Here is a 23,706-nt window from a genome sequence, read left to right on the forward strand (position 1 = left end):
CCAGTTAAGCGCTACATTGCAATCAAAGATTGAGGAGCAAGTGCTTACCCATATGAGTAAATAAGGAGAAAAAATGTTATCCAGCACCAATAGAACCGAGATAAAGAAAGGCGCACATAAGGCGGTGACGGATGTCGATAAGCTACACGCCATAATAGACGAAAGCTTGATCGCTCATATTGCAATAACCAATGATACGGGTCCGGTGGTTATCCCTATGTTGGCTTGGCGTGTCGACAATTATGTCTATATCCATGGCGCGAACAACAGCCGGCTATTACGCTCGCTCAAACAAGGAGTACAAACGTGCCTAACCTTTACTTTATTTGATGGTTGGGTGTTAGCTCGAAGTGCTTTTCATCATAGCGCACATTATCGCAGTGCCGTCGTCTTTGGGCAGTTTGAAGTCGTAGAAGATAATAATGAGAAAGACAGACTTCTGAATCATTTTATTGAGCAAATTGCGCCAGGTCGAACCGAAGAAGTGCGTTTGAGTAACGAAAAAGAGCTCAAAGCGACCATGTTACTGCGCATCTCCTTGGCGGAAGCATCGGTCAAAGTCAGTAACTTTGGCGTCAACGACGATGCAGAAGACATGGCTCTTCCCGTTTGGGCGGGAGTCTTGCCGTACCGAACTGTGGTAGGTCCGCTTCAAGCTTGTGACGATTTATATGAAGGTATATTAGAACCAGATTATCGTAGTGCTTACCCTAATCGTTGGCAGGAATAAGCACCGTAAAGCGCGCCCCACCTAAATGGCTTTCGCCGACAGAAAGCTCCCAACCCAGTTGCCTTGCTGCACTGGTTGCAATGGCTAACCCCAAGCCAAACCCTTTCACGTCGGCGTTACGGCTCCCATCTAAACGTGAGAACGGGATAAACACTTCTTCACGTTTCTCTTCCGGAATGCCAGGACCATCGTCTTCAATATCAACAATCCAAAAGTGCTCTACAGAACGAATCGTGACCTCTACGCTGAATTCCCCATAACGTTTTGCGTTTTGCAGTAAGTTATCCAGAACCAAGTTCCCTAACGTTGGCTGTAGATGGATAGACTGGTAATCGAGATCATTTTCAACGGTCAGCTTTGCTTGTTCTAACCCACGATAATTCATGCGACTCTTGCACCACAAAGGCAACTCAATCGTTTCGATAGAGTCTTGTAACGAATGGTTCTTAAGGCTAAGTCGAGAAAGCATCACGATGTCGGATGTCAGATCCGTAACGACGTCTACGTAACGCTCAATGTCATCATGCAGTTCAGCTTGCATCTCACCCTCAGTACGCCTTGCTAAATCAGTGGCTAATTGGATTCGACTAAGTGGCGTTCGAACTTCATGAGGGATGGCTTGAGTAAAAATGTGTGTTTGACGCACTCTTCTTTCGATTTCTTCAGACATACCATTAAAGCCGCTCGCCAGCTCTTTAACCGGTGAAGAGTATTGTTCCAACTTAACACGAGTATTCAGCTCACCTGAGCCAAATAATCCTTGTGCCTTGGTCAGTTGTCGAATCTGACGATCCAACCTTCGTACAGGGATGTATACCATAACTCCGAGGCTACAAATCACCGTGAGCAGTAGCGTCAAAATAAAGATGATTTCGGAGTCCTCATCCCAATCAATATCCGGGCTGAAAAAATCACTCTTTTCTTTAAACACTAAGCTCTGAGTAGTATTGGGCAAAGGAAACACTGCGGCGTATATGCTTCCATCAATCAAATAAACCGGAATACCTTGCATTCGATAAAGTAACTCGCAGTCCAAGCAAGGTGGTGTGCCATCCCAATTGTCGACAAGCGTTAAATCAAAGATGAAGAAATCTTGCTTTCCGTTTGCCGTTAACTTTTTGTAGAGAGAGTCCGGCGTACCTCGTTGTTCAATGTATTGATCAACAAAGTAAGCACCATCGTTGAGAAAAACACTGACTTCTGTTTTGCGCATATACTCGCCCCCCATAAAAAGGAACAAGCCAATCGTTAACGCAAGACCTGTCACCAGCCCTACATAGAGACGGGAAAACACAGAGAACATCGATTATTTGCCCGTCAGCATGTAACCGCGATTACGCACTGTTTTAATCGTTGCGGTGTGGATGTGCGCTTTGGCGAATTTTTTACGTAACGATGAAATTCGCATATCAATTGATCGATCGGTAATGCAGTACTCAATACCTCTCGCTAAGCGGCAGCATGACTCTCGGGAGACAGGTTTGTCGACATTGAGCATCAAAAGTTCCAAGATTTCGAACTCAGAATCCGTCAGGTCAATATCTTGTTCTAGATAGTACGCTTTAGAGCGACGCGTACACAGTTCAATACCGTATCGGCTCAATTCTGTCTCTTCAACCGTATCGACCTGACGGCAATAGCGACGCAAGGCGGCTTCAATCCGTGCTAAGAGAATATTACCTTTGATGGGCTTGGTTAGGTAATCATCAGCACCAAACTTAAACAAGCTTACTTCACTCATTTCATCGTCTGTTGCAGTCAGAACAATAATGATCCCGTGAAAAAACTCGCGTGCTTCCTGACATATCTCTGCGCCATTTTTACCCGGGAGCATCAGATCCAGCAACACCAAATCAGGCTTCAAATCTTTGATTGCATCTAGTGCATTTAGACCATTGTCGACCACAGTCACTAGGTAGCCCTCAGCCTCTAGGTACATTTTGGTTAATCGAGCAATCTCAGAGTCATCCTCTACGAGCAAGATTTTATTGCCAACCATGATCTATTCACTCCATCTATAAAACAGGAGAAGTATATCGTTCGTTTTGTAGGGTGCAACCCACACTGCCGACACTTTTCCTACACAGAACGGCTTACAAAGCCTTACAAACCATACATTTACAATCGGCCGTATCATTGTAGGAGTCAGGAAACAGAACAACCCTCTATTTTATAAATGAATATCAAAACTTTAATTCGGAAATAAAACCAATAATCACATATAAACCCGTTATTATTTTAGTTTTATCGAATTAATAACCTTACAACTAACCATTTTTAGTGGTTATGACTATATTTGCGCATATAGACAGAAATTTCCTATCCCCCTACATTCCTCGGCGAACCTTCAGTTTGTGAGTACAAAAAGATGAAATTCGCTCAATTAACACCTTTAGCAATGCTGTGTGTGGTCAGCCTATCTTCGTTCGGTAGCAATGAATTCAGTTCGGATACGTCAACACCTCAACCAAATCCAATCACAAGCACCGTATCTATCCCAGCAGCCGTCTCTTCACAGTTTCCACCGAAGTTAAAAGTCGCTTCTGATGCGGGGTTTACCCACTACTTGAAAGTTTCTGTTCCAGCAGCCCACGATGACCAATCATTTCATATCATTGCGGTCGATGATGGAGCAAATAATGAGAAAATTTTTCGCGCAGCCAAAATCATCCAGCACTTACTCACAAACCAACCGGGGTCTAAATTCGGTGCCGACAAATCTGAGATCGCTAAGACACTAGCTGAGCACGATGCCACTTTAATGCTGACGAGAGACGATGATCAAAGCAATGAGCTATTAACTAAAGTTTTTGTTGGGGAACTGATTCGCCAAAACAAATTGAGTAATGCGGTTTTAGATTCTGGTTTAACACACAGTTTTGATACCGATTCTTTAGAAAAGTTTGTTGCTAGCATGACGGTATTGAGTGAGGACGATATGGATGTTCTCATCGATTCCATCACGTCCACATTAATTAGCAGCCAAGACACGCCAAATTGGCTGATAAACAGTCAATCTTTGATGTATCGAGAGCTGACAGTCGAAGGTGACTGTCATTACATGAGCAACTTTTCGGATTACTGCGCCTATCTCGGAGAACACGCCGATCGAGATGCCGCTTTTGAAGAAATTTTACACTTGGTCCAAGCGCAAGGTATTGCACCTAACCCGTCGACTTCGTCATTGCAAAATGAAATCCAAACACACGCGCTAAACATCTACAACGATGCTCAAGCAGGTAAGCAAACTGTCTGGCAACCGACTCAGCGTGATTGGCAAGATTGGGAGTCTGACGACTTTGATCCTGAACGTGTAAAACAAACGGGAACATCTTATTCTCACGAATACTTTGCTGCCGCTTTTGAAGCCTACATGGGCGTAGCGAAAGCAAATGGGCATGGCTTAGATGGCTATCAAGCACTAACTCGTTCAGCGATGCACACGCAAGATCCACCAGCCGTTGAGTGGATTAGTGAACTCTTCCACAGCCACTTACAATACACTGCACACATCGATTCTGAAGGCGTCAAAGTCTACACAGATAACACGCGACCAGGTACGGTTCCTACCTTCCGTATGTCACCAAATGAAAACGGTGTAGTTGAAGCATACACCTATAAATCCCAATGGTTAATAAACGTGAAGATCATTGGCGACCAAGCGATGGATGTCATCGGGAATGATCAAAATAATACATTTGAAGGCAACGGGCAAAACAACCGTATTTACGGCGAAGGTGGCGTTAACACTTATATCGTTCCGCACGCATTCGCAGACTGTACCCTTTTAACTGCGAAGAACGTATCAGTGACCTGCCCTAGCACTGGTACCGATGAATTATTCGATATACACAACATTCAATTTACCGATCAAATCCTAGATGTAACCAAGCGATAAATGATGAAAAACATGAAGAAACTTACTTTGCTCGCCCCTTTGTTCCTTGTTGGTTGTGGTGGTCTCGCCGTAATGGATCGATCCGATGCGGTGAAAGCACAACCAGAAATGTTGGTCAAAACCGATGGCGATTTCTGGGGATTTGGCGCTGATGGCTATTTCGACTTTGCTGGTAAGTACAAAGGAAAATACTCACGCAGCGCCTCAAAGTCGAGCTGGTTTAATCGCGTATCGTTTAAAGACGGGGCGATGGGTGCAGAAGTCACGCGCATCGACAATGGTAAAACTTGGCTATTGAGTTGCACGGGCGGCGGCATGTCAGTTAACTATATGGGCGTCGATTTCGGTGGAAACGATCCTTACACATGCCAAATCACCCAAGACGGTGTAAAAGTCGGTGAGTTTGCGATGGAGCCTAAATCGGCACTGATTGATATCAGCTTAGAAAAGAAAGAAACAGGCACCGTTCGCGTTGGCGACACTCATTTCAATGTGGAAACCGTACACACTAGCCCTGATTCCATGATGGCGGTAGACATTCCATTGGGTTACAGCTTTAAACAAGGCACACAAGAAATTGCGGCAGTGCAAACAAACGGCACAATCGCAGTACAGATGCTGCCAGAACTTAGCGAGCAACAAAAAGATGTTGTTGCTATAGGTGCGGTTGCAAGTGCACTGAGCTGGCGTCCCGAGCAGTAAACGTCTCATACCCTAAAAACCAAAGCCGCTAAAACGAGCGGCTTTTGTTTACTAACAACACTTGTTCTTACAAAGGCTATTTTTCCAATCGAGCCGCATATTGCTTAGGCGTTAAACCACGATGTTTTTTGAACATACGATTAAAGCTGGCCACATTGGTGTAACCGAGGCGCGCCGCTATATCTTCAATGCTGACGTGCTTACTCAACAAACCCGCAGCAACATTGCTCAATACGTAACCCGATACCGTGGAGAAATTGAGACCTAGTTTATGAAGCCGGCGCTGAAACTGCTGGTCAGATAATCCTAACAACGCAGAGACACGCTCTAGCGTTGGTAATCCGTAATGACTGCTGTAGTGCACCACTTCATATATCACTTTCAGTTCATCTTCTGGATCGGGCATATTGAGTAAATCATCCAAATCGGAAAAACTCATTGCTAAACGGTTGTCTTCGCGATGAATTATCTGTCGAGAAGCGAGACGGTCATCGCCGTTAATCCATATTTCGGTCTTGGGTTGGCTCCATTCTACTTCACAGCCAAAGTACTCTTTATAGAGCTCACCGTTTTTCCTAGAGCCAGAAATCATCACGCGCAATGGTTTGTAATCTTGTCCCAGAAATTCACGTAAAATCTTAATCATGAAAATCGCACAGCGAATGCTGTCATGTACTTTCACTGAGGTTTCAACGAAGGGGTTATGGTAAGTCCACTTGATGATCTTCCCTGACTGCTCGCCAGCAAAAAAAGCCCCCGATTGCAGGTTACTCACTCCGTAATTCACACGTCGAATCGTACTGGCTAAATCGTTACCAGAAAATAACCATCGACCGACAGGACCGAGTTTCTGCAATTCGATGCCACGACTCAAATTAAGCACCACATCAGGATCATTACTGAGTTGCTCAACACGTCGATACCATTCCGCGACCGCCTTTAAAGGCACCAATGTCATTGGGTTATGAAACACCGACGACGGGATCCCAAGCTCTTCAGAGCTCAAATTATACTTAGATAACGCGAGGTTATGCATATTTAAAATACCCATCGCGCGAATAAATCGAACCGTTTTCATAACCAATCACATCAAATTTAATCTCCTAGTGATTGAATTTGTCACAAACCCTCACCTATTTCAATTCCAGATCACAATACGCCAACAGTTTGATAGAGGAGTGTTTAATGAGTTTACTGAGTGTCCCATTTGTCGGAACAGGCGCAGATACAGCGTTACATGTTGTCGCTGCCGTCGTTTTAATCGCGAGTGTCGCTGGCGCATGTTACGGCTTTTGGAAAATCCATGAGTTGCCAATCAATAAGGCACACAGCAAAGACCATCACCAGATAGGGCTTATCACCGCCCTCACCTGGATAGGATTTGTCTGGCACTGGGTATGGGTGTTAGCCGTAATCTTTGCATTCGTTGATATGGAAAAAGCCATCATCAATCTGCGTGATACATGGAAAAGTAAACCGCAAACAGAAACACAGCCACAAGAGGAGGCATAATGTTAGAAGGTTTAGCGGTATGGGCACTCTTCATCTACCTGCTCCGTTTAGTCGGTATGCCTTGGAACAAAGCAACCAAATCGTTCGCTTATCTTGGCGGTTTAGGTTGGTTAATGTTCGTATGGGTAGGTCTCATTAACTTCACGCCTATGGACTTATCTGGCGGCTCTGTTGTGCAATCACCGCACATCCAATTGCGTCCAGATTCGACCAACGTGAAAGGCAAAGTTGACCATATTTACATCAAACCAAATCAACAGATTGAGAAAGGTCAGCTCATTTACGAACTCGATCCAACGCAGTATGAGATCGCATTGAACCAAGCAAACGTGTCAGTTGATTCGGCTCGAGTAGCACTGGCAACAGCACAAGGTGATATCGAGATTGAAGAAGCAAACCATCAAGCTCTGGTACAAGATCTAGAAACCTCCAAGAGCCAATTAGAAGCGGCAAAAGTTGACTACAAATTGCAGAAAAAGATGCTCGATCGTTACGTTGAACAAAACCGTGTGGTCCAAAACACCATCACGGAAAGCGACATCGACAAACAATCGAGTGCCGTTGATATGGCACGCCACAACGTGTTAACTCTTGAATCTCAAATTAAGAAGAAACAAGTTGATATCTCACGAGCAAAACTGGCAATTCATAAAGCAGAATTAGCAGTTGAAACCAAACAGGCTGAATTGCGCCAAGCTGAGGAGCAAATTGCAAAAGCGCAATGGGATTTGAGCAGTACGAAAGTTCACGCACCAGCAGATGGCTTTGTGACCAACTTTATCTTGCGTGAAGGTCAACGTGTTTCGATGATGCCGCGTATCAATATGTACACCAACGAGAAGTACGTTTTGATGCGCGTCAATCACCAAGCGATTCGTAACATCAAACCAGGTCAACCTGCGGAATTCTCTTCTTCGGTTTATCCTGGCAAGATCTTCTCTGCAACCGTAGAGGGCATTGTTGAAGCGACTGGTGAGTCACAAGGCAACCTACTTGGTTTGGATGATTCCGTTCGCGCTACAACTGGCAAGAACTTACAGAATAAGCATCACTTTGTCCGCCTTAAGATTGACGAGCCAGAAGGCTACGATATCCCTGTCGGTTCGGTTGGCTTAGCATGGGTCAGCGGCGAGAAGCCGATCGGTTTCCTAGCGTTCTTGGATGTGATTCGTGGCATCATCATCCGAATGAAGTCTCAACTGTACTTCTTCTACTCTATCTAAACTCATAAACCGCCAGTTCTGCTGGCGGTTTTCTTTTCATTTGTATCCAAGCACGTACTTTTCCCGTATAACAAATAGTTAGTCATAAGCGGAGAAGATTCATGTCGGCAAAGGAAAGAAGCCTACCTACCCATCGTATCTCAAGATTCAGCAAGTTTGCTTCCCTTGCAACCCGTGTCGCAGGCAACGTAATTGCAGAAGGCACTAAACAAATCGCCAAAGGTAATAAACCTAAAGCGAAAGACCTGTTGCTGACGCCACAAAACATCGCGCGTTTAACAGACCAACTTGCTCACTTGCGTGGCGCTGCAATGAAGCTTGGTCAAATGCTCTCAATGGATGCTGGTGATGTTTTAGAACCTGAACTCGCCGATATTCTCTCTCGCCTTCGCTCCAACGCAGACCCGATGCCAGCCAAACAGCTAAATGGAGTAATGGAAAGTTCATTAGGGACGAATTGGAAAGCCGAGTTCCTGTCCTTTAACTTCAAGCCAATTGCCAGTGCCTCAATCGGACAAGTACACCAAGCCTACAGCGACGGAGGTGATAACCTAGCAGTCAAAGTGCAATATCCTGGCATAAGAAAGAGCATCGACAGCGACGTAGACAACGTGGGTACTTTGCTCAAAGTCGTTGGGTTGATTCCCGAGTCTGTTGATTACAAAGGGTTGCTGGAAGAAGCCAAAAAGCAACTGCATGATGAAGCCGATTACGCACGAGAAGCGCAATTTGCCATTCGTTATCATGACGCTTTGAAGGATCACCCTCATTTTGTCGTGCCAAAGATTCACACTGAAAGTTGTTCAGAATCCGTTCTCGCTATGGAATTCATTGATGGCAGCCCGATTGAGCAAATTGAACACTATGACCAAAATACACGTGACTTCGTTATGCACAGCCTGCTCGAATTGCTATTCCGAGAGCTGTTCGAATTCAAGATGGTGCAAACCGATCCCAACTTTGCCAACTATTTGTACATAGAGAACACCCGTCAAATCGGCTTGTTAGATTTCGGTGCGACTCGCGAGTACAGCGAACGATTCAGCACTGGTTATCGCCAAGCTTTTGCATCGGTTGTTAACGACGACGAACAAGGCTTGAACGATGCACTGGAACAGATTGGTTTCTTCAGCACAACCATCATGCCTACGCAGCGCCAAGCGATTCTTGATTTGGTAAAAATGGCATGTGAGCCAATGTTAGTGGATGAGCCTTATGACTTCAGAGCCAGTGGTTTAGCTCAGAAACTTAGAGAAGCTGGCACCATTCTAAGCATGGAGCAAGACTACTGGCACACGCCACCAGCAGATGCCCTATTCCTACATAGAAAGATCGGCGGAATGTACTTGCTGGCAGCCCGTATTGGCGCAAAAGTGAACATTCGCCAATTGGTCTCACCTTACCTACAGATAAGTAACCAATAGGCTATTGTTTTTCTGCTATTTTCGAGTACCTTGATCAGCTGCCTATAAGAATAATCTGACTGTCGGGGTGCTCGGTGAGTAAGTTTCAAGACCTCTCCACTCTAATCGAACAAATTGTCCAAGCAGACGAAGCGGATCAAGTCACCGCTTTGAATGATTCTATCGAATGCGGTCTCGAGCCCGGTGCTGTTGCGCTTATCCTCGAAGCCTTTCCTATCGATGATCGTGTGCGCTTGTGGCGTGCATTACCACTAGAGCTACATATTGATGTACTAACGGAAATGCGTGCTGAAGTGCGTCTTTCTATCATCGAAGCATTATCGGAAATAGAGCTAAAGCTCACGCTAGCCAAGCTAGATAACTTATCTTTAATCGAATGGGCAGACTCTCTGCCAGAAGAGTTCATCAATGAAGCACTAGAGCTTATCGAGAAAGATGAACTTGAGCTTTATGATCAAGCGAACGAATACGAAGACGAACAACTCGGTCGTTGGGCAGAGCGTAAGATAATCACCCTCCCTTTTAATATCACCGTTGGTAAAGCAAGACGCTTGATGGAGCGCTATAGCTACGATACACCACAGCAAGTGTATCTCATCAACCGTAAGAAACAGTTTCGTGGTGCGGTAAACTACTATGAAATCTTGCGTAGTGAAGCTGACGTCCGCCTTAAAACTTTAGCGATTGAGACCGTCACCGTACTCGATAGTAAAATGGAACTTCCGGAAGCAGTGGAAGCACTTGAGCACAGTGCGCTTCCGGCACTTCCGGTTACCGATGCGGATCAAACCCTGATCGGTGAAGTGGATTGGCAATTTGCATTGAGTACTCAACGTGAAATCTACGAAGCACGTTTGATGGCGGGTACCGGTATGGACGAAGGCGATGACTTATTCGCCCCTGTTTTAAAGAGTTCGCAAAAGCGTGGAGTTTGGTTGGGTATAAATTTACTCACTGCAATTCTAGCCTCCGTCACCATTGGTCTATTTGAAGACGTGATTGCACAGGTGGTCGCCCTTGCTGTGCTGATGCCAATAGTAGCCTCAATGGGTGGTATCGCTGGTAGCCAAACACTGACCCTGATGGTTCGTGCTATGGCATTAAACCAGATCACTCCAGGTAACCGTTTTGCATTACTCAAAAACGAATTGGGAATCGGCTCTCTTAATGCATTGCTGTGGGCGCTGATCATCGGTGGTTTAGCAGGGCTTTGGTTCCAATCTCCCGTATTGGGCGGCACCATTGCTCTGGCGATCATCGTCAATATTGTTACTGCAGCCTTATTTGGTGTGCTTATCCCAATAGTTTTAGACAAGCTCAAACTCGATCCAGCATTGGCGGGCTCAGTGATTCTGACCACGGTAACGGATGTCGTTGGCTTCTTTGCCTTCTTAGGTACCGCAAGCCTAGTAATGTTATAAAAAGAATTACTCTAGTTAATTAATTCATCATTAGCATAATAATTACAAATTGCAATCCGCATTTGCAATTTGCAACAAACAGCTAAATTTAGGCAACTCATATCACAGAAACCGTGTTTTTTCGGTGGTTTTAAAGTTGGCACACTAACTGCATTATTTAAAGTGACCCTTCTTAAGCCGAGGGTCACCTAGCCAACTGACGTTGTTAGTGAACTTGAATTTGTTCACAAGTATATAAGCCAATCGCACTCTTTGCGGTTGGCTATTTTTTTGTCTATTCCTTCTCCAACTTCTTCGATTTACCCTCCCGCGCTCAGCAATCAACCTTATTGAATAACTTTACAATCGATTACACACGTAAAAGTTACGACGTTATCTGTTATAAACACCCACTTAACCCAAATCATCAAGTCAAACTTACAAAAGAATAAGCTTACAAATCGCCTTTCGATTAAATAACAAACAACGGTTACCAGCAAGCTCATAAAAACGTTTGCCAACCATCACTAAAATCAATCAAATCGCAATTTTATAAACAAACCACATAAATATGACATCATAACCACGAACCACCAATGACACCGATTTCATTACACATTACAGAAAACAAAACCCACTTGTAGCTAAACTTTTTTGATTTTTCAAAAAACCATAACACCATGTTTTAAAAAGCATTAATAAATAAAAACCTTAAAGCAAACGCTTAAGTGACAAAAAACTCATTGACTATGAGATTTACATCACGATAATACGCGCCGTTTGCCCAGAAATTGGGATCTATAATTCGTTTTAATTTTCTTTGCGGAGGTAAAAATGGCTGCAGACAATAACTACAGTCTTGGACCGGTTCCTAACACTGCCAGAAAGGGTGTTGCATCATTAACCATGGTAATGTTGGGACTCACTTTCTTCTCCGCAAGTATGTGGACAGGCGGTTCGCTCGGTACCGGACTTTCTTTTGATGATTTCTTCCTCGCTGTTCTTATTGGTAACCTAATCCTCGGCATCTACACTTCTTTCCTCGGTTACATCGGCGCTTCTACTGGTCTCTCTACTCACCTCCTTGCTCGTTTCTCATTTGGCTCTAAAGGCTCTTGGCTCCCTTCCGCTCTTCTTGGCGGCACACAAGTTGGTTGGTTTGGTGTTGGCGTGGCTATGTTTGCAATTCCAGTAAACAAAGCAACAGGCATTGACACAAACACACTCATTATCATTTCTGGTCTACTCATGACTGCAACGGTTTACTTCGGTATCTCTGCACTAATGGTACTTTCAGCGATTGCAGTACCAGCGATTGCTCTGCTTGGTGGTTACTCAGTAGTCGAAGCGGTAAACAGCGTTGGTGGTGTAGCTGAGCTACAAAAAGTACAACCAGCGCAACCTATCGACTTCTCTGTAGCGCTAGCAATGGTCGTTGGCTCATTTGTCAGTGCAGGGACACTAACTGCAGACTTCGTACGTTTCGGCAAAAAGCCAAAAGGTGCCGTGATGGTCACAATGGTGGCATTCTTCATCGGTAACTCATTGATGTTCATCTTCGGTGCCGCAGGTGCCGCAGTAACCGGCCAATCAGACATTTCAGAAGTGATGATTGCGCAAGGTCTTCTTATCCCAGCTATCATCGTGCTTGGCTTAAACATCTGGACAACCAATGACAATGCGCTTTACGCATCAGGTCTAGGATTCTCCAACATCACAGGCTTGCCAAGTAAATACATCTCTATGGCAAACGGTTTAATAGGTACATTGTGCGCACTATGGCTGTACAATAACTTTGTAGGCTGGTTAACCTTCCTATCGCTTGCAATTCCACCAATTGGTGGCGTCATTATTGCGGACTTCTTCATGAACCGTAAACGTTACACAAATTTCGCAGCAGCAGAGTTCCAAACGGTCAACTGGGCTGGCATTATCGCGGTAGCGATTGGCGTTGCAGCAGGTCACTTCCTTCCGGGCGTAGTACCTGTGAACGCGGTACTAGGCGGCACAATCAGCTACCTGATTCTAAATCCTATTCTTAATAAAAAGACACTGGCACAGCAGCCAGCGTAAGGAACCATCATGACAACACTATTGATCAAGAACGCAACGCTTAAGGGACAGGAAGGTCTCCAGCAAATTTTGATTGAGGATGGTCAATTCAAGCGTATTGAAGACAATAATGTAGAACTAGATTACACAGGTGACACTCTTGATGCGGAGGGCGGCATGGCTGTCGCGCCATTCTGTGAGCCGCACATTCACCTAGACACCACGCAAACCGCTGGTGAGCCGAGCTGGAACATCTCTGGTACACTTTTCGAAGGTATCGAGCGTTGGGCTGAGCGCAAAGAAATGCTGTCGATTGAAGACGTAAAATCACGCGCGAAACAAACACTTAAGTGGCAAATTGCAAACGGTGTACAGCACGTTCGTACTCACGTTGACGTTTCTGACCCTACTCTAATTGCTCTAAAAGCAATGGTAGAAGTACGCGAAGAAATGAAAGAATGGGTAGACATCCAAATCGTTGCGTTTCCACAAGAAGGCATTCTGTCTTATCCGAACGGCAAAGAATTGCTAGAAGAGGCAGTTCAGTTGGGTGCTGACGTTATTGGTGCTATTCCTCACTTTGAATTCACTCGTGAGTACGGCATCGAGTCTCTGCACTACGTTTTCGAACTGGCACAGAAATACGACCGTTTGATCGACGTACACTGTGATGAGATCGATGACGAGCAATCACGCTTTGTTGAAACACTTGCAGCGCTAGCGCACAAGTTCAACATGGGTCACAAGGTAACCGCAAGCCATACAACGGCGATGGGCTCTTACAACGGTGCTTACGCATCTCGCCTGTTCCGTCTGCTACGCATGTCTGGCATCAACTTTGTTGCAAACCCATTGGTGAACATCCACCTTCAAGGTCGCTTCGATGATTACCCGAAACGCCGTGGTGTGACTCGTGTAAAAGAAATGTTGAACGCCAACATCAACGTATGTTTTGGTCACGATGACGTCTTTGATCCTTGGTACCCACTAGGCACTGCAAACATGCTGCAAGTTCTGCACATGGGTCTGCACGTATGTCAGGTAATGGGTTACGACCAAATCAACAACTCACTTGATCTGATCAGCACCAATTCAGCACGCACACTGAACATTCAAGACAAACACGGCATTGAAGCAGGTAAGCCAGGTAGCTTGCTTATCCTTCCTGCAGAAAATGGTTTTGATGCAGTGCGCCGCCAAGTACCTGTTCGCTACTCTGTTCGCCACGGTAAAGTCATTGCTGAAACTCAACCGGCAACAACGCACATTCACCTTGGTCAACAAGAGCAAGTAACGTACAAGCGTTAATCTCTAATCTGCACATACAAAAAAGGGTCTGACTTGCATCAGACCCTTTTTTATTTCTTTACGCGTTGCGTTAGCTGTCTACGGCAACTAATGACATTTCTTAGCAACGAGGGTGTATTCCCTAAATAAACAACCTTGCCATCTTGATCAATGATTGCAGGAACAACCTTTAAGCCTTTCATGTCTGCGCCGTATTCCACCAACTTACGCTCTAGCTCATATAAATCCTGCATAGCTTAGGCTCAATTTATAATTCTCAATTTCGCGTGAATGCTATCCCTCTGAAGGAGGATTAATATTGATCCAGATCACAAAATGGCGATCCAGTTTATGCTTGGCTCAAACATGAGACAGCACAAGCGATCTTGCGCTATTTCCACCATTTTAGATTGTTATCTGTTGTGATATTACTTCAAATTATATTTCAGAATATAGATAGTTTACGTAATAAATATTTGCACTCGTGTTGAACAAGCACTAAAGTTAGCAAGTTATTTGAGCTTTATATTAAAAAGCCAAAAATCGCCCAAAGTAGATTTACCACTAACAACGTCAAAATTAGTGCTTATAAAATAAAAGAATAAAACCATATAGGGTCAACAGCGATGTTGACCCTTTTCTTTATCTCTTTTTTATCGAGCTACTCAGTTAAGATTTGAGCTTTTTAATAAAAATTATTTACATGTGATAACTGACGGTTATCAGCGAGATAAGTGGATTCACAATCAAACAGCGTTCAATAATAGCTCCGAACCAAACATCTCGGAGTGAACACATGAACATTTTCAACAAAACAACATTGGTCGCGGCGCTATCTCTTCCCCTACTTGCAGGATGCGTGACTCCGGGAGAAGACGATCCAAATGCATTAACAAAACAAGGAGCCGCTGGCGGCGCACTTCTCGGTCTTACTATGGGCGCATTAACTGGCGACGCAGAGCTTGCAATGAAAGGCGCTGTCGCAGGTGGTGTTGCTGGCGGAGTAGCAGGAGCTGGCGCAGATATTCACAACAATCGAGAAAACATTCGCCATGATAGCCGTAACGAAGCGATTGGTGGCATCAATGGCGGTCAGAATACAGCAACCACCAACGCACCTCAGCAATGGCAAGAAATCGATAACTTTGTTGGGGATTGGAACGTAAACGTCCAAAACCACAATCGCGATTTTAAAGACTTAGACGGCTTACAAGCGCACGGTTCTCTGGCGAAAACAACAGAAGCAAATATTAAGGTGACCAACTCGCAAGGTGTTGACCTTAATGCCGCATTCACGTTCGACCAACAAGCTGGCTATCAATTGACATTAACTAATCAAGCAAAAGATGTATCGGTCGCATTTGCAGGCGAGCAACAAGCGCAAAGCAATCGCTACAACTTTTATCCGATGAACATTAACGACGTTATCTATCAAGGAATTCCAACCGGTGATGTACGTGTGGAACTAGGTTTCGCAGGTCCAAACGTTTGGACCATCGATAGCTATGCATACATCGACGGAGCAGAGCAAAAAGTGCAGACGTTCCGCTTCACTCGTACACAATAAAACGACAACGTATTCATCGTAACATCGCAATAACAACGTCTCATTTGGCAATTTAATAAAGGCTTAGGCATACTCTGTCTAAGCCTTTATTTTTTAGAAGAAATCCATGTCTCAACTCAATACATCAGAGCTCAACCGATTTGAGTTTCAGTTCCTTCAATTTATGCAACAAGAGATGCAAACCGATGCGGCTCACGACCTCAGCCATGTCCGCCGCGTAGTCAAGACAGCTCGCCAACTTGCACTTAAAGAAGGCGCTGAGTTAGCAGTTGTGTTACCCGCAGCCTATTTGCATGATTGTTTCACCTATCCCAAAGATCACCCAAACCGTAAACAAAGCTCCGCTATTGCGGCAACCAAAGCCATTTCGTTTCTTGAAAGTATCGATTATCCTGCTCAATACCATGACGCCATTGCCCACGCGATCGAATCGCACAGTTTTAGCGCCAATATTACGCCGAATACTTTGGAAGCTCAGGTCGTCCAAGACGCAGACCGCTTAGATGCGCTTGGCGCTATTGGCGTTACACGCTGTATTCAAGTCAGCACGCTATTTGATGCCACCTTGTATAACGAACAGGATATGTTTGCAGAGCATCGAGAACTGGAAGATAAACGATTCACCATCGATCACTTCCAAACCAAACTGTTTAAAATTGTAGATACGATGAACACCAAAGCGGCGTATGAAGAAGCTGTGAAGCGTAAAGCGTTTATGCAATCTTACTTAGAACAGTTGCGCCAAGAAGTAGAAGGTTAATATGTCGGAAAGTCACAACCTAATTAAAGAGCTTAAACGCCAGCTCAAGTTGTCCGGTATACACTATGTCGATGTAGCAAAACACTTGGGCTTAAGCGAAGGTTCCGTAAAGCGCTTATTGGCAGAAGGCAGTCAAATTAGCCTCGATCGGTTGGAGCGAATCTGTCAACTAATTGGTTTGGAAATGGCAGAATTGTTTAAGCTATCAGCGGCACGTAACAAAGGGCTGGAATCGCTCACGTTAGAACAAGAAAAGCAGCTGGTCGACGATAAAGGCTTGTTGCTTGTTGCGGTATGTGTGGTTAATGGTTATCGCTTCGAGCAAATCATCGAGCAATACACCTTTGATGAATTGGAGCTCATACAAAAGCTCGCACAACTCGACCGCCTCAATATCATTGACTTGCTACCAGGCAATAAGATTCGTCTACGTATCTCCCCGACTTTTCGTTGGCACACTGGCGGTCCTATTCAGCGTTTCTTCCAACAACAAGTTCAAGATGCCTTCTTCCAAAGCTATTTCTCCGCCGAAGATGAAAAACTGGTGATGGCGACGGGGCTGATGAGCTTGCCAACAAACAAAAAGATGCAACAGAAGCTACAGAAGGTCATTGATGAGTTTTACCAAATCTGCCAAAGCGACGACTCATTAGACATGAACGAGAAACACGGTACTTCTCTAGTGATTGCCATGCGTCGCTGGACATTTCCGCTGTTTAAGCCTTGGGAACGTAAATAGGGACTACCTGATGCTCGATAAACTCAAAAGCCTATCTATCAAGACAAGACCTATTCTCCCTTTATTCGTGTTAATTGCATTTGGTGGTTTTGCTGTGTTCGTTGCCACGCTTCTGCAACTTTCCAATATGGTTAAAGAGTCTTACCTGATTCCGAGTGGTGTAGCGGCTTTATGGGCTCTTGCCGCTTGGGTGATGATCTCAAGCTTTCAGCATGTTCCAGAGCTTACGCCAAGCCTTGGCTTTTTCAAACGAATGAAAGCTCGCATGGTACGTCTGTTTTTTTATCTCATTGCTTTGGGCTTTATAGGATTGTCTGGCTTCATCCTATTTGTCACATTGAGAATGCTCAGTGTCTGGTTCCGACACTAAATTCATACGCGTAATACATAAAAGCACCAGTTCGTATCAAATCACGAATTTATGCAATCAAAAGTAGCATTAAGTGTTACTTTTGGTTTCTCATAACGTAACTCTTTTCTTCACACTGGCTTCCTAAAACCAAGCCTTTAAAGTGCTCCCATCTCAACGCTATTTCGCCTTTACGGAGCCAGCATGTTTCTCACTAAACGATTCTTCCCTTATTTCGTCACTCAGTGCCTTGGTGCACTGAACGACAATATCTACAAAAATGTTCTTTTACTGATGGTGACGTACAGCCAAATTGACTCACTGCCAATGTCGGTTGACCTTTTTGTTAACCTTGCAGCTGGCTTGTTTATCCTTCCCTTTTTTCTGTTTTCTGCCCACGCAGGAGCGATTGCAGACAACATGGACAAAGCAAAATTGATCCGCCGCTTAAAACTTATTGAATTAGTGATCATGAGTTGCGCTGCGACTGCCATTATGACGCAGAGTGCTATCCTGATGCTCGTCCTCCTCTTCATGACTGGTACTCAATCGGCTTATTTCGGTCCAGTGAAATACGCTCTACTTCCTCAAGCGCTAAAGTCGAATGAACTAGTGAAAGGTAACGCTTGGGTTGAGATGGGGACTTTCCTTTCGATTCTGATTGGTACATTAAGCGCTGGTCTATTGCTCGCAGTTCCAAACGGCATGATTATCGCCTCTTGCATTGTGATTACGCTATCTCTGCTTGGTCTGTTAAGCAGCGCTAACATCCCTTCTCTGCCAAGTAAGAAAAGTGACAAAGTAAAGCTCGAGCCTATTACTGGTTTGAAGAAAACGCTCAAACTGGCACAAAAACAACGCGGTATTTGGATGTCGATTCTAGCCATCAGTTGGTTCTGGTTTATGGGCGCAACTTACCTGACCCAATTTCCGAATTTTGCTCGCGAACACTTATTCGCAGACAGCACTGTGGTTTCTCTATTATTGGCTCTATTTTCAATTGGTATCGCTACGGGTTCATGGCTATGTGAGAAGTTGTCTTTCAATCAAGTAGAACTGGGCATTCTGCCATTTGGTATTTTGGGCTTAACAATTTTCAGTGCAGACCTTTTATGGGCGGTGCCTGCAATCGAATCTTTTCCAAGTCAGTATTACGATATACATAACTTTGTTACTCAGTCTTCGCATATTCGAGTGATGATCGATTTGTTCTTGGTTGGTGTGAGCGGCGGTGTGTTTATTGTTCCCCTTTATGCGTTTATCCAATCACGCTCTGAAGAAGGCGAATGTGCTCAATCTATTGCAGCCAATAACATAATGAATGCACTATTTATGGTCGCTTCTGCTGCTGTTTCAATCTTGATCTTAAGTGTTTTAGAGTTCTCTATCGTTGAACTGTTTGCCATTTTGGCCGTCGGTAACTTCATCGTAGCTGTCTACGTTTACCGCCAAGTACCTGAGTTTACTCAGCGCTTTGTTAGCTACTTACTAAGCCACTGTTTGTACCGAGTATCCGTAACTGGTCGTCAGCACATCCCAGAGCAAGGTGCAGCCCTGATTGTGGCAAACCATGTGAGCTATGTAGATGCTTTGATTCTAATGGGCACATCAACCCGCCCAGTGCGATTTGTGATGGACAAATCAATCAGCGAGCTGCCTGTTCTTAAATACGTCTTCCGCCATGCTGGCGTCATCCCAATTTGCTCTCCACGCAAATGCGCAGAGACTTACAAAAAAGCTTTCGAACAGATTGAGCAGGCTCTTAGTAACGATGAAGTTGTTTGTATCTTCCCTGAAGGTCGCTTGACCTCAAATGGCGAACTAGGCGAGTTCAGACCCGGTGTTGAGAAGATTTTAAAGCGTACACCTGTACCCGTGATTCCAATGGCGTTAAAAGGCTTATGGGGATCTTTCTTCAGTCACAAAAATGGACATGCGTTAACTAAACGCCCTACTCGCTTTTGGTCTCGTATCGAAGTCAATATCGGTGAGTTATTGCAACCAGCCACACTAGATCGCCATTTGTTACAAAAAGAAGTGCAAGATTTGCTAATTCGCTGACAGTAGCCCTGTGGAGAATTTAGTAGGATAAAATCAACATCATAAATCTAGGAGGTATTATGAAAATCATCATCTTACATGGTCTTTATATGCATGGGCTGGTCATGCAGCCTCTTAGCCAAAAGCTGAGAAAGCTGGGCTACGAGACCCAAGTATTGAGTTACAACACGGTTTCAATTAATGAAGAATCGCTATTTAACTCCATCGACAAAGCGCTTAACCCGTTGACTGCTAATGTGTTAGTGGGTCATAGCCTAGGTGGCTTGATGATTAAACGATACCTCGCGAGCAGAAAACCATCGACAAGCCTCGTTTCTCACGTTGTTGCAATTGGCTCACCGCTGAAAGGCGCTTCCATCGTGACTCGCATTCAGGATTTAGGTTTAGGTGCGATTCTTGGTAACTCACCATACCATGGTCTAAATAAGCACGAGGACAGTTGGACTTTCCCACAAAAGCTTGGCAGCATCGCTGGCACGATGGCAATTGGTGCAAGACCCATTCTAATGCACAGAGACAACACCATGTCTGACGGTACGGTTACTGTCGATGAGACACGCTTAGAGGGCATGCAAGACCATATTGAGACCAAACAAACTCATACCAGCCTTATATACAACACCTACGTACCTGCACAGATTGATCACTTTATCAAAACTGATCACTTCAGCCGATAGCGCACTTTTCCATCAAGTAGTTGCAATCTACTTTTCAAGCCAAGGCGTTCGCAGTACTATCCCTACTCCGACCACTCATTTGAGTGTCGGAGTTTTTTACTTCTGACCATATTGGTTGGATTCAATGTTCTCAGGGCGGGGCGAAATTCCCCACCGGCGGTATACTCTTTTGAGTGAGCCCGCGAGCGCTCGATTCGTCGAGGTCAGCAGATCTGGTGAGATGCCAGAGCCGACGGTTATAGTCCGGATGAAAGAGAATAAGAAAACATCAGCGTTTTCCTCAACGTTCTTTGTTGATGAACACTGGTGCACTTCTTTTTGGATCGCATTTTTATTGCGTGGGTTTGTGCCAACTTACCGTTGGCGGCTCAGCGCATGCATAAAGTGTGACGATCCCTCATACCGCCCTGATTCTGGTGATATTTAGGAGTTAACCATGAATCAGTCATCACTACTTGCCGAATTTGGCGACCCAATTACTCGCGTTGAAAACGCACTTATCGCACTTAAAGAAGGTCGTGGCGTACTTCTTCTCGACGATGAAGATCGTGAAAACGAAGGCGACATCATTTATTCCGTAGAGCACTTAACCAATGAGCAAATGGCTCTTATGATCCGCGAATGCAGCGGTATTGTTTGTCTGTGTCTGACCGATGCTCAAGCAGACAAGTTGGAACTGCCACCAATGGTTGTAAACAACAACAGCGCAAACCAAACGGCTTTCACGGTTTCTATTGAAGCAAAACATGGTGTAACAACTGGCGTTTCTGCCGCTGACCGCGTGACGACCATCAAAACAGCTGCTAATCCAAATGCAAAACCAGACGACTTGGCTCGTCCTGGTCACGTGTTCCCGCTGCGCGCTCGTCCTGGTGGCGTAATGACTCGCCGTGGTCACACAGAAGGCACTATCGATCTAATGCAAATGGCAGGTTTGCAGCCTGCTGGCGTGTTATGTGAGGTGACAAATCCAGATGGCACTATGGCAAAAACACCAGAGATCGTCGCGTTTGGTCGTTTACACAACATGCCAGTACTGACCATCGAAGATATGGTTGCTTACCGTAATCAATTTGATTTGAAGCTAGCGTAATCAACACGTATTTGCTCTAGTAAAAAGCCGCTGAACTCAGCGGCTTTTTTGATCGATTTGGTTCCTTTTCTAGTAGTTATACTTAGTAAAAATAAAAGGAATCAACATCATGAAAGGAATTACTCGCAGCGCACTTATCGCGACACTACTCTCCACCAGCTCTTTGACTTTTGCATCGAGTTGCCCAGATATCTTGCAAGGTAAGCAACGACTTCTCAATTCAACAGAAGAAATAGCCCTGTGTGATGCCTTTAAAGGCAAAACACTATTGGTTGTGAACACCGCGAGCCAATGCGGCTTCACTCCCCAATTCGAGCAACTGGAACAGCTACACCAAACGTACAAAGATCAAAACTTTTCAGTTGTCGGCTTTCCTAGTAACGACTTTCGTCAAGACCGTGGTAGCGAAGAGAAGACCGCAAAAATCTGTTACCTCGACTATGGTGTCACCTTCCCTATGATGGCTAAAACGTCAGTCCTAGGTGAGGATGCAAATCCAGTATTTACCCAGATCAGTACCCAAGCGGGCGTTACACCGAAATGGAACTTCTACAAATTCTTGATCAATAAAGAAGGCAAAGTCGTCGCGACCTTCTCAAGCTCAACCTCTCCAACAAGTACTACGCTTACTAACATGATTGAACAGCAACTGTAAGGAAGGCAGCTATGACAACCACACGTACGACGATGTTGCAATTGGGTTATTTGGGGCTGTTGCCATTTCTGTTCAGCTTGGTTCTCATCGTTACGGAAAGAACTTTGTTTAACTTGTCTGGGGAACAATTTTTTATCGCTTACAGTGCAGTGATTTTGAGTTTTCTCTCAGGGGTACTTTGGGGCAATGCTATTGATCATTTTTATCACCGCTTGAGTCGCAATGCATTGGTGCTCAGTAATTTATTTGTACTACTCGCTTGGGGAGCGCTACTACAAGGTAACAAACACTATTTGATTGCAACTCTGTTATTGGCTGCTGGTTACATTGCCGTTTGGTACGCGGAAAAGCTGATTCGGAAAATAGAAAAAGAGGCGGAGCCAAAAGGTTACCAGATGATGCGAGGCAAGCTCACGACAGGCGTAGTGCTCATGCATGGGTTGGTTTTAATTGCATAATCTGGTCTGTCCACCTACCAGATCACAAAATTACTGTTGTTATATAAAACAATGTTCATTTCGTGAACCTATAGCAATTTTGAACACTGTTTTGTTCCAATTATGAACAGGCAAGCATATAAGTACTCAAAAGCATTCACAAAGGATATGAATATGTTTTTTCGTAAACTTCTTTTTAGTACTGCAGTTATCAACGCAACAGCAGGTTGCGTGTCTTACCAAGCTCATCAAGCTGCGGTCAATACGGTGAATAACACTGGCGTGGTTTTAAATACCGTGGTGAAAACCACTATAGCCCAACCTTGTAACGTTGCCGTCACCATGGCGAGCTTGTTTTACCCAAACGCGATCTTTATGACCGATATGCCAACAGCAGCTTGCACAGCCGTCCTACGCTAAAGCGAACAAAACAAAAAAATGGCGACCTCATTGGTCGCCATTTTTCATTTTATAATTAAAGCGTTAGTAAGTAGTTTACCAACTTGTTGTACTCATCGTAGCTTCGGATTTCGTTCGGTAATACGATGTACTTGTTGTTAACAACCACCCCCGGAACACCAGTCAACGTACTTTGCTTAAACTGCTTATCGAAACCCTTTTGCATCGAGTTTACGGCAAAGCTGTTGTATGCCGCATCAAATTTCTTACCATCTACCCCATTGTCCACAAAGATTTGCTTCAATTCAGCTTCATTTTGAGGTGCTTGACGTTTCTGGTGAATTTGAGCAAACATCGCCGGTACCATCGTCTTCTCTACGCCCAAAGACACCATTGTCGCGTATGACTTCGCCATCGGCACCGCCATATTGCCGCCCATAAATGCGACATGTACTTTCTCAAAACTCGCGTCTTTTGGTAGCGATGGTTTTAGGTTATCGATGACTGATTCAAATTTGTAACAGTGTGGGCAATAGAAAGAGAAAAATTCGGTTACTGTCGGTTTCTTCGACTTCTCTACGTCCAACACTTTGTAATGTTTACCCGCTTCAAATTGCGCAGCGTGAGCAGTGAATGCCAGTAATAGAGTGCTACAAAGAGCAAATAGCTTTTTCATGTTTGATTCCTTCAGGCACACGTGTGCCGTATTCATTAGTGAGTTTTTAAAAAGCCCAGCTGGGC

The 23,706-nt window shown here is 44.6% G+C and carries 24 protein-coding genes and 1 riboswitch; of the genes, 19 read left to right on the top strand and 5 right to left on the bottom strand.

Annotation, left to right across the window (positions count from 1 at the left end; all coding sequences use genetic code 11):
- The first annotated feature begins 73 nt into the window (after positions 1-73).
- Positions 74-730 (top strand): pyridoxamine 5'-phosphate oxidase family protein, encoded by a 657-nt coding sequence (locus QMY49_RS26200; RefSeq protein ID WP_050939318.1) that lies wholly within the window; start codon positions 74-76, stop codon positions 728-730.
- On the opposite strand, the gene QMY49_RS26205 is transcribed toward QMY49_RS26200, so the two are convergent.
- On the bottom strand, positions 711-2,033 hold the full coding sequence (locus QMY49_RS26205) for an ATP-binding protein (protein WP_009696242.1): 1,323 nt from the start codon (positions 2,031-2,033) through the stop codon (positions 711-713). The two genes, QMY49_RS26200 and QMY49_RS26205, sit on opposite strands and share 20 nt — an antisense overlap.
- 3 nt (positions 2,034-2,036) lie before the next feature.
- Positions 2,037-2,729, bottom strand: coding sequence for a response regulator transcription factor (locus QMY49_RS26210; RefSeq protein ID WP_005453547.1), 693 nt, complete (start codon positions 2,727-2,729; stop codon positions 2,037-2,039).
- A gap of 369 nt (positions 2,730-3,098) precedes the next feature.
- On the opposite strand from QMY49_RS26210, the gene QMY49_RS26215 reads away from it, so the two are divergent.
- Entirely contained in the window at positions 3,099-4,628 is a 1,530-nt protein-coding gene (locus QMY49_RS26215; protein ID WP_283315451.1) for a hypothetical protein, read from the top strand.
- A gap of 12 nt (positions 4,629-4,640) precedes the next feature.
- Positions 4,641-5,330, top strand: coding sequence for a VV20781 family protein (locus QMY49_RS26220; protein ID WP_049536526.1), 690 nt, complete (start codon positions 4,641-4,643; stop codon positions 5,328-5,330).
- 76 nt (positions 5,331-5,406) lie between these two features.
- Here the strand turns inward: QMY49_RS26220 and QMY49_RS26225 are convergent, their stop codons facing one another.
- Positions 5,407-6,408, bottom strand: coding sequence for an AraC family transcriptional regulator (locus tag QMY49_RS26225; protein ID WP_017188710.1), 1,002 nt, complete (start codon positions 6,406-6,408; stop codon positions 5,407-5,409).
- A gap of 107 nt (positions 6,409-6,515) precedes the next feature.
- Between QMY49_RS26225 and QMY49_RS26230 the strand changes: the two genes are divergently transcribed.
- From QMY49_RS26230 to QMY49_RS26255, 6 genes are all read left to right on the top strand, one after another.
- Positions 6,516-6,842 (top strand): MFS transporter, encoded by a 327-nt coding sequence (locus QMY49_RS26230; RefSeq protein ID WP_005433326.1) that lies wholly within the window; start codon positions 6,516-6,518, stop codon positions 6,840-6,842.
- Positions 6,842-8,065 carry an HlyD family secretion protein gene (locus QMY49_RS26235; protein ID WP_283315455.1) on the top strand — a complete coding sequence of 408 codons (1,224 nt, stop codon included), beginning with the start codon at positions 6,842-6,844 and terminating at the stop codon, positions 8,063-8,065. The genes QMY49_RS26230 and QMY49_RS26235 overlap by 1 nt, the downstream gene beginning before the upstream one ends.
- 101 nt (positions 8,066-8,166) lie before the next feature.
- Positions 8,167-9,489, top strand: coding sequence for an ABC1 kinase family protein (locus QMY49_RS26240; protein WP_047515303.1), 1,323 nt, complete (start codon positions 8,167-8,169; stop codon positions 9,487-9,489).
- Positions 9,490-9,563: 74 nt separating this feature from the next.
- A complete protein-coding gene (locus tag QMY49_RS26245; protein WP_009696247.1) occupies positions 9,564-10,910 on the top strand; it encodes a magnesium transporter in 1,347 nt (448 codons plus the stop codon).
- 813 nt (positions 10,911-11,723) lie between these two features.
- Positions 11,724-12,962, top strand: a complete 1,239-nt coding sequence (gene codB, locus QMY49_RS26250) for a cytosine permease (RefSeq protein WP_038899256.1) — start codon at positions 11,724-11,726, stop codon at positions 12,960-12,962.
- Between the two features lie 9 nt (positions 12,963-12,971).
- Complete coding sequence (locus QMY49_RS26255) at positions 12,972-14,249, top strand: cytosine deaminase (RefSeq protein ID WP_009696249.1); 1,278 nt, start codon at positions 12,972-12,974, stop codon at positions 14,247-14,249.
- Positions 14,250-14,299: 50 nt separating this feature from the next.
- On the opposite strand, the gene QMY49_RS26260 is transcribed toward QMY49_RS26255, so the two are convergent.
- Positions 14,300-14,482 carry a hypothetical protein gene (locus QMY49_RS26260; protein ID WP_005453531.1) on the bottom strand — a complete coding sequence of 61 codons (183 nt, stop codon included), beginning with the start codon at positions 14,480-14,482 and terminating at the stop codon, positions 14,300-14,302.
- 542 nt (positions 14,483-15,024) lie between these two features.
- Between QMY49_RS26260 and QMY49_RS26265 the strand changes: the two genes are divergently transcribed.
- The 10 genes from QMY49_RS26265 (at position 15,025) to QMY49_RS26310 (ending at position 22,986) form a co-directional block, all read left to right on the top strand.
- Positions 15,025-15,795, top strand: a complete 771-nt coding sequence (locus tag QMY49_RS26265) for a YMGG-like glycine zipper-containing protein (protein WP_283315463.1) — start codon at positions 15,025-15,027, stop codon at positions 15,793-15,795.
- Between the two features lie 106 nt (positions 15,796-15,901).
- A complete protein-coding gene (locus tag QMY49_RS26270) occupies positions 15,902-16,555 on the top strand; it encodes an HD domain-containing protein (protein ID WP_074051716.1) in 654 nt (217 codons plus the stop codon).
- A gap of 1 nt (position 16,556) precedes the next feature.
- Positions 16,557-17,294: a helix-turn-helix domain-containing protein gene (locus QMY49_RS26275; protein ID WP_029790062.1), complete on the top strand. Its 738-nt coding sequence runs from the start codon at positions 16,557-16,559 to the stop codon at positions 17,292-17,294.
- A 10-nt stretch (positions 17,295-17,304) separates the two neighbouring features.
- Entirely contained in the window at positions 17,305-17,664 is a 360-nt protein-coding gene (locus tag QMY49_RS26280) for a hypothetical protein (protein ID WP_009701806.1), read from the top strand.
- 183 nt (positions 17,665-17,847) lie between these two features.
- A complete protein-coding gene (locus tag QMY49_RS26285; RefSeq protein WP_017188704.1) occupies positions 17,848-19,704 on the top strand; it encodes an MFS transporter in 1,857 nt (618 codons plus the stop codon).
- Positions 19,705-19,763: 59 nt separating this feature from the next.
- Entirely contained in the window at positions 19,764-20,381 is a 618-nt protein-coding gene (locus tag QMY49_RS26290) for a lipase family protein (protein WP_005453520.1), read from the top strand.
- Between the two features lie 122 nt (positions 20,382-20,503).
- Positions 20,504-20,644, top strand: a riboswitch (FMN riboswitch).
- Between the two features lie 173 nt (positions 20,645-20,817).
- Positions 20,818-21,474, top strand: coding sequence for a 3,4-dihydroxy-2-butanone-4-phosphate synthase (gene ribB / locus QMY49_RS26295; RefSeq protein ID WP_005453519.1), 657 nt, complete (start codon positions 20,818-20,820; stop codon positions 21,472-21,474).
- 109 nt (positions 21,475-21,583) lie between these two features.
- On the top strand, positions 21,584-22,129 hold the full coding sequence (locus QMY49_RS26300; protein ID WP_074051718.1) for a glutathione peroxidase: 546 nt from the start codon (positions 21,584-21,586) through the stop codon (positions 22,127-22,129).
- A gap of 11 nt (positions 22,130-22,140) precedes the next feature.
- Entirely contained in the window at positions 22,141-22,587 is a 447-nt protein-coding gene (locus QMY49_RS26305) for a DUF3429 domain-containing protein (RefSeq protein WP_005453517.1), read from the top strand.
- 153 nt (positions 22,588-22,740) lie between these two features.
- Entirely contained in the window at positions 22,741-22,986 is a 246-nt protein-coding gene (locus QMY49_RS26310; protein WP_005453516.1) for a hypothetical protein, read from the top strand.
- Positions 22,987-23,041: 55 nt separating this feature from the next.
- Here QMY49_RS26310 and QMY49_RS26315 read toward each other — a convergent pair whose 3' ends face one another.
- Positions 23,042-23,641 carry a thiol:disulfide interchange protein DsbA/DsbL gene (locus tag QMY49_RS26315; protein ID WP_005453513.1) on the bottom strand — a complete coding sequence of 200 codons (600 nt, stop codon included), beginning with the start codon at positions 23,639-23,641 and terminating at the stop codon, positions 23,042-23,044.
- Positions 23,642-23,706: the final 65 nt, after the last annotated feature.

Origin of the sequence: Vibrio harveyi (genome assembly GCF_030060435.1) — a bacterium.
In the GTDB taxonomy this organism is placed as follows: domain Bacteria; phylum Pseudomonadota; class Gammaproteobacteria; order Enterobacterales; family Vibrionaceae; genus Vibrio; species Vibrio harveyi.

Bases quoted from the DNA above. Each gene is read 5' to 3' on its own strand.
- QMY49_RS26210 (WP_005453547.1), bottom strand. From the start codon at position 2,729: ATGGTTGGCAATAAAATCTTGCTCGTAGAGGATGACTCTGAGATTGCT.
- QMY49_RS26310 (WP_005453516.1), top strand. From the start codon at position 22,741: ATGTTTTTTCGTAAACTTCTTTTTAGTACTGCAGTTATCAACGCAACA.
- QMY49_RS26200 (WP_050939318.1), top strand. From the start codon at position 74: ATGTTATCCAGCACCAATAGAACCGAGATAAAGAAAGGCGCACATAAG.
- QMY49_RS26305 (WP_005453517.1), top strand. From the start codon at position 22,141: ATGACAACCACACGTACGACGATGTTGCAATTGGGTTATTTGGGGCTG.
- QMY49_RS26240 (WP_047515303.1), top strand. From the start codon at position 8,167: ATGTCGGCAAAGGAAAGAAGCCTACCTACCCATCGTATCTCAAGATTC.
- QMY49_RS26225 (WP_017188710.1), bottom strand. From the start codon at position 6,408: ATGAAAACGGTTCGATTTATTCGCGCGATGGGTATTTTAAATATGCAT.
- QMY49_RS26205 (WP_009696242.1), bottom strand. From the start codon at position 2,033: ATGTTCTCTGTGTTTTCCCGTCTCTATGTAGGGCTGGTGACAGGTCTT.
- QMY49_RS26260 (WP_005453531.1), bottom strand. From the start codon at position 14,482: ATGCAGGATTTATATGAGCTAGAGCGTAAGTTGGTGGAATACGGCGCA.
- QMY49_RS26265 (WP_283315463.1), top strand. From the start codon at position 15,025: ATGAACATTTTCAACAAAACAACATTGGTCGCGGCGCTATCTCTTCCC.
- QMY49_RS26275 (WP_029790062.1), top strand. From the start codon at position 16,557: ATGTCGGAAAGTCACAACCTAATTAAAGAGCTTAAACGCCAGCTCAAG.
- codB (WP_038899256.1), top strand. From the start codon at position 11,724: ATGGCTGCAGACAATAACTACAGTCTTGGACCGGTTCCTAACACTGCC.
- QMY49_RS26215 (WP_283315451.1), top strand. From the start codon at position 3,099: ATGAAATTCGCTCAATTAACACCTTTAGCAATGCTGTGTGTGGTCAGC.
- QMY49_RS26300 (WP_074051718.1), top strand. From the start codon at position 21,584: ATGAAAGGAATTACTCGCAGCGCACTTATCGCGACACTACTCTCCACC.
- QMY49_RS26270 (WP_074051716.1), top strand. From the start codon at position 15,902: ATGTCTCAACTCAATACATCAGAGCTCAACCGATTTGAGTTTCAGTTC.
- QMY49_RS26255 (WP_009696249.1), top strand. From the start codon at position 12,972: ATGACAACACTATTGATCAAGAACGCAACGCTTAAGGGACAGGAAGGT.
- QMY49_RS26315 (WP_005453513.1), bottom strand. From the start codon at position 23,641: ATGAAAAAGCTATTTGCTCTTTGTAGCACTCTATTACTGGCATTCACT.
- QMY49_RS26220 (WP_049536526.1), top strand. From the start codon at position 4,641: ATGAAGAAACTTACTTTGCTCGCCCCTTTGTTCCTTGTTGGTTGTGGT.
- QMY49_RS26230 (WP_005433326.1), top strand. From the start codon at position 6,516: ATGAGTTTACTGAGTGTCCCATTTGTCGGAACAGGCGCAGATACAGCG.
- ribB (WP_005453519.1), top strand. From the start codon at position 20,818: ATGAATCAGTCATCACTACTTGCCGAATTTGGCGACCCAATTACTCGC.
- QMY49_RS26280 (WP_009701806.1), top strand. From the start codon at position 17,305: ATGCTCGATAAACTCAAAAGCCTATCTATCAAGACAAGACCTATTCTC.
- QMY49_RS26235 (WP_283315455.1), top strand. From the start codon at position 6,842: ATGTTAGAAGGTTTAGCGGTATGGGCACTCTTCATCTACCTGCTCCGT.
- QMY49_RS26290 (WP_005453520.1), top strand. From the start codon at position 19,764: ATGAAAATCATCATCTTACATGGTCTTTATATGCATGGGCTGGTCATG.
- QMY49_RS26285 (WP_017188704.1), top strand. From the start codon at position 17,848: ATGTTTCTCACTAAACGATTCTTCCCTTATTTCGTCACTCAGTGCCTT.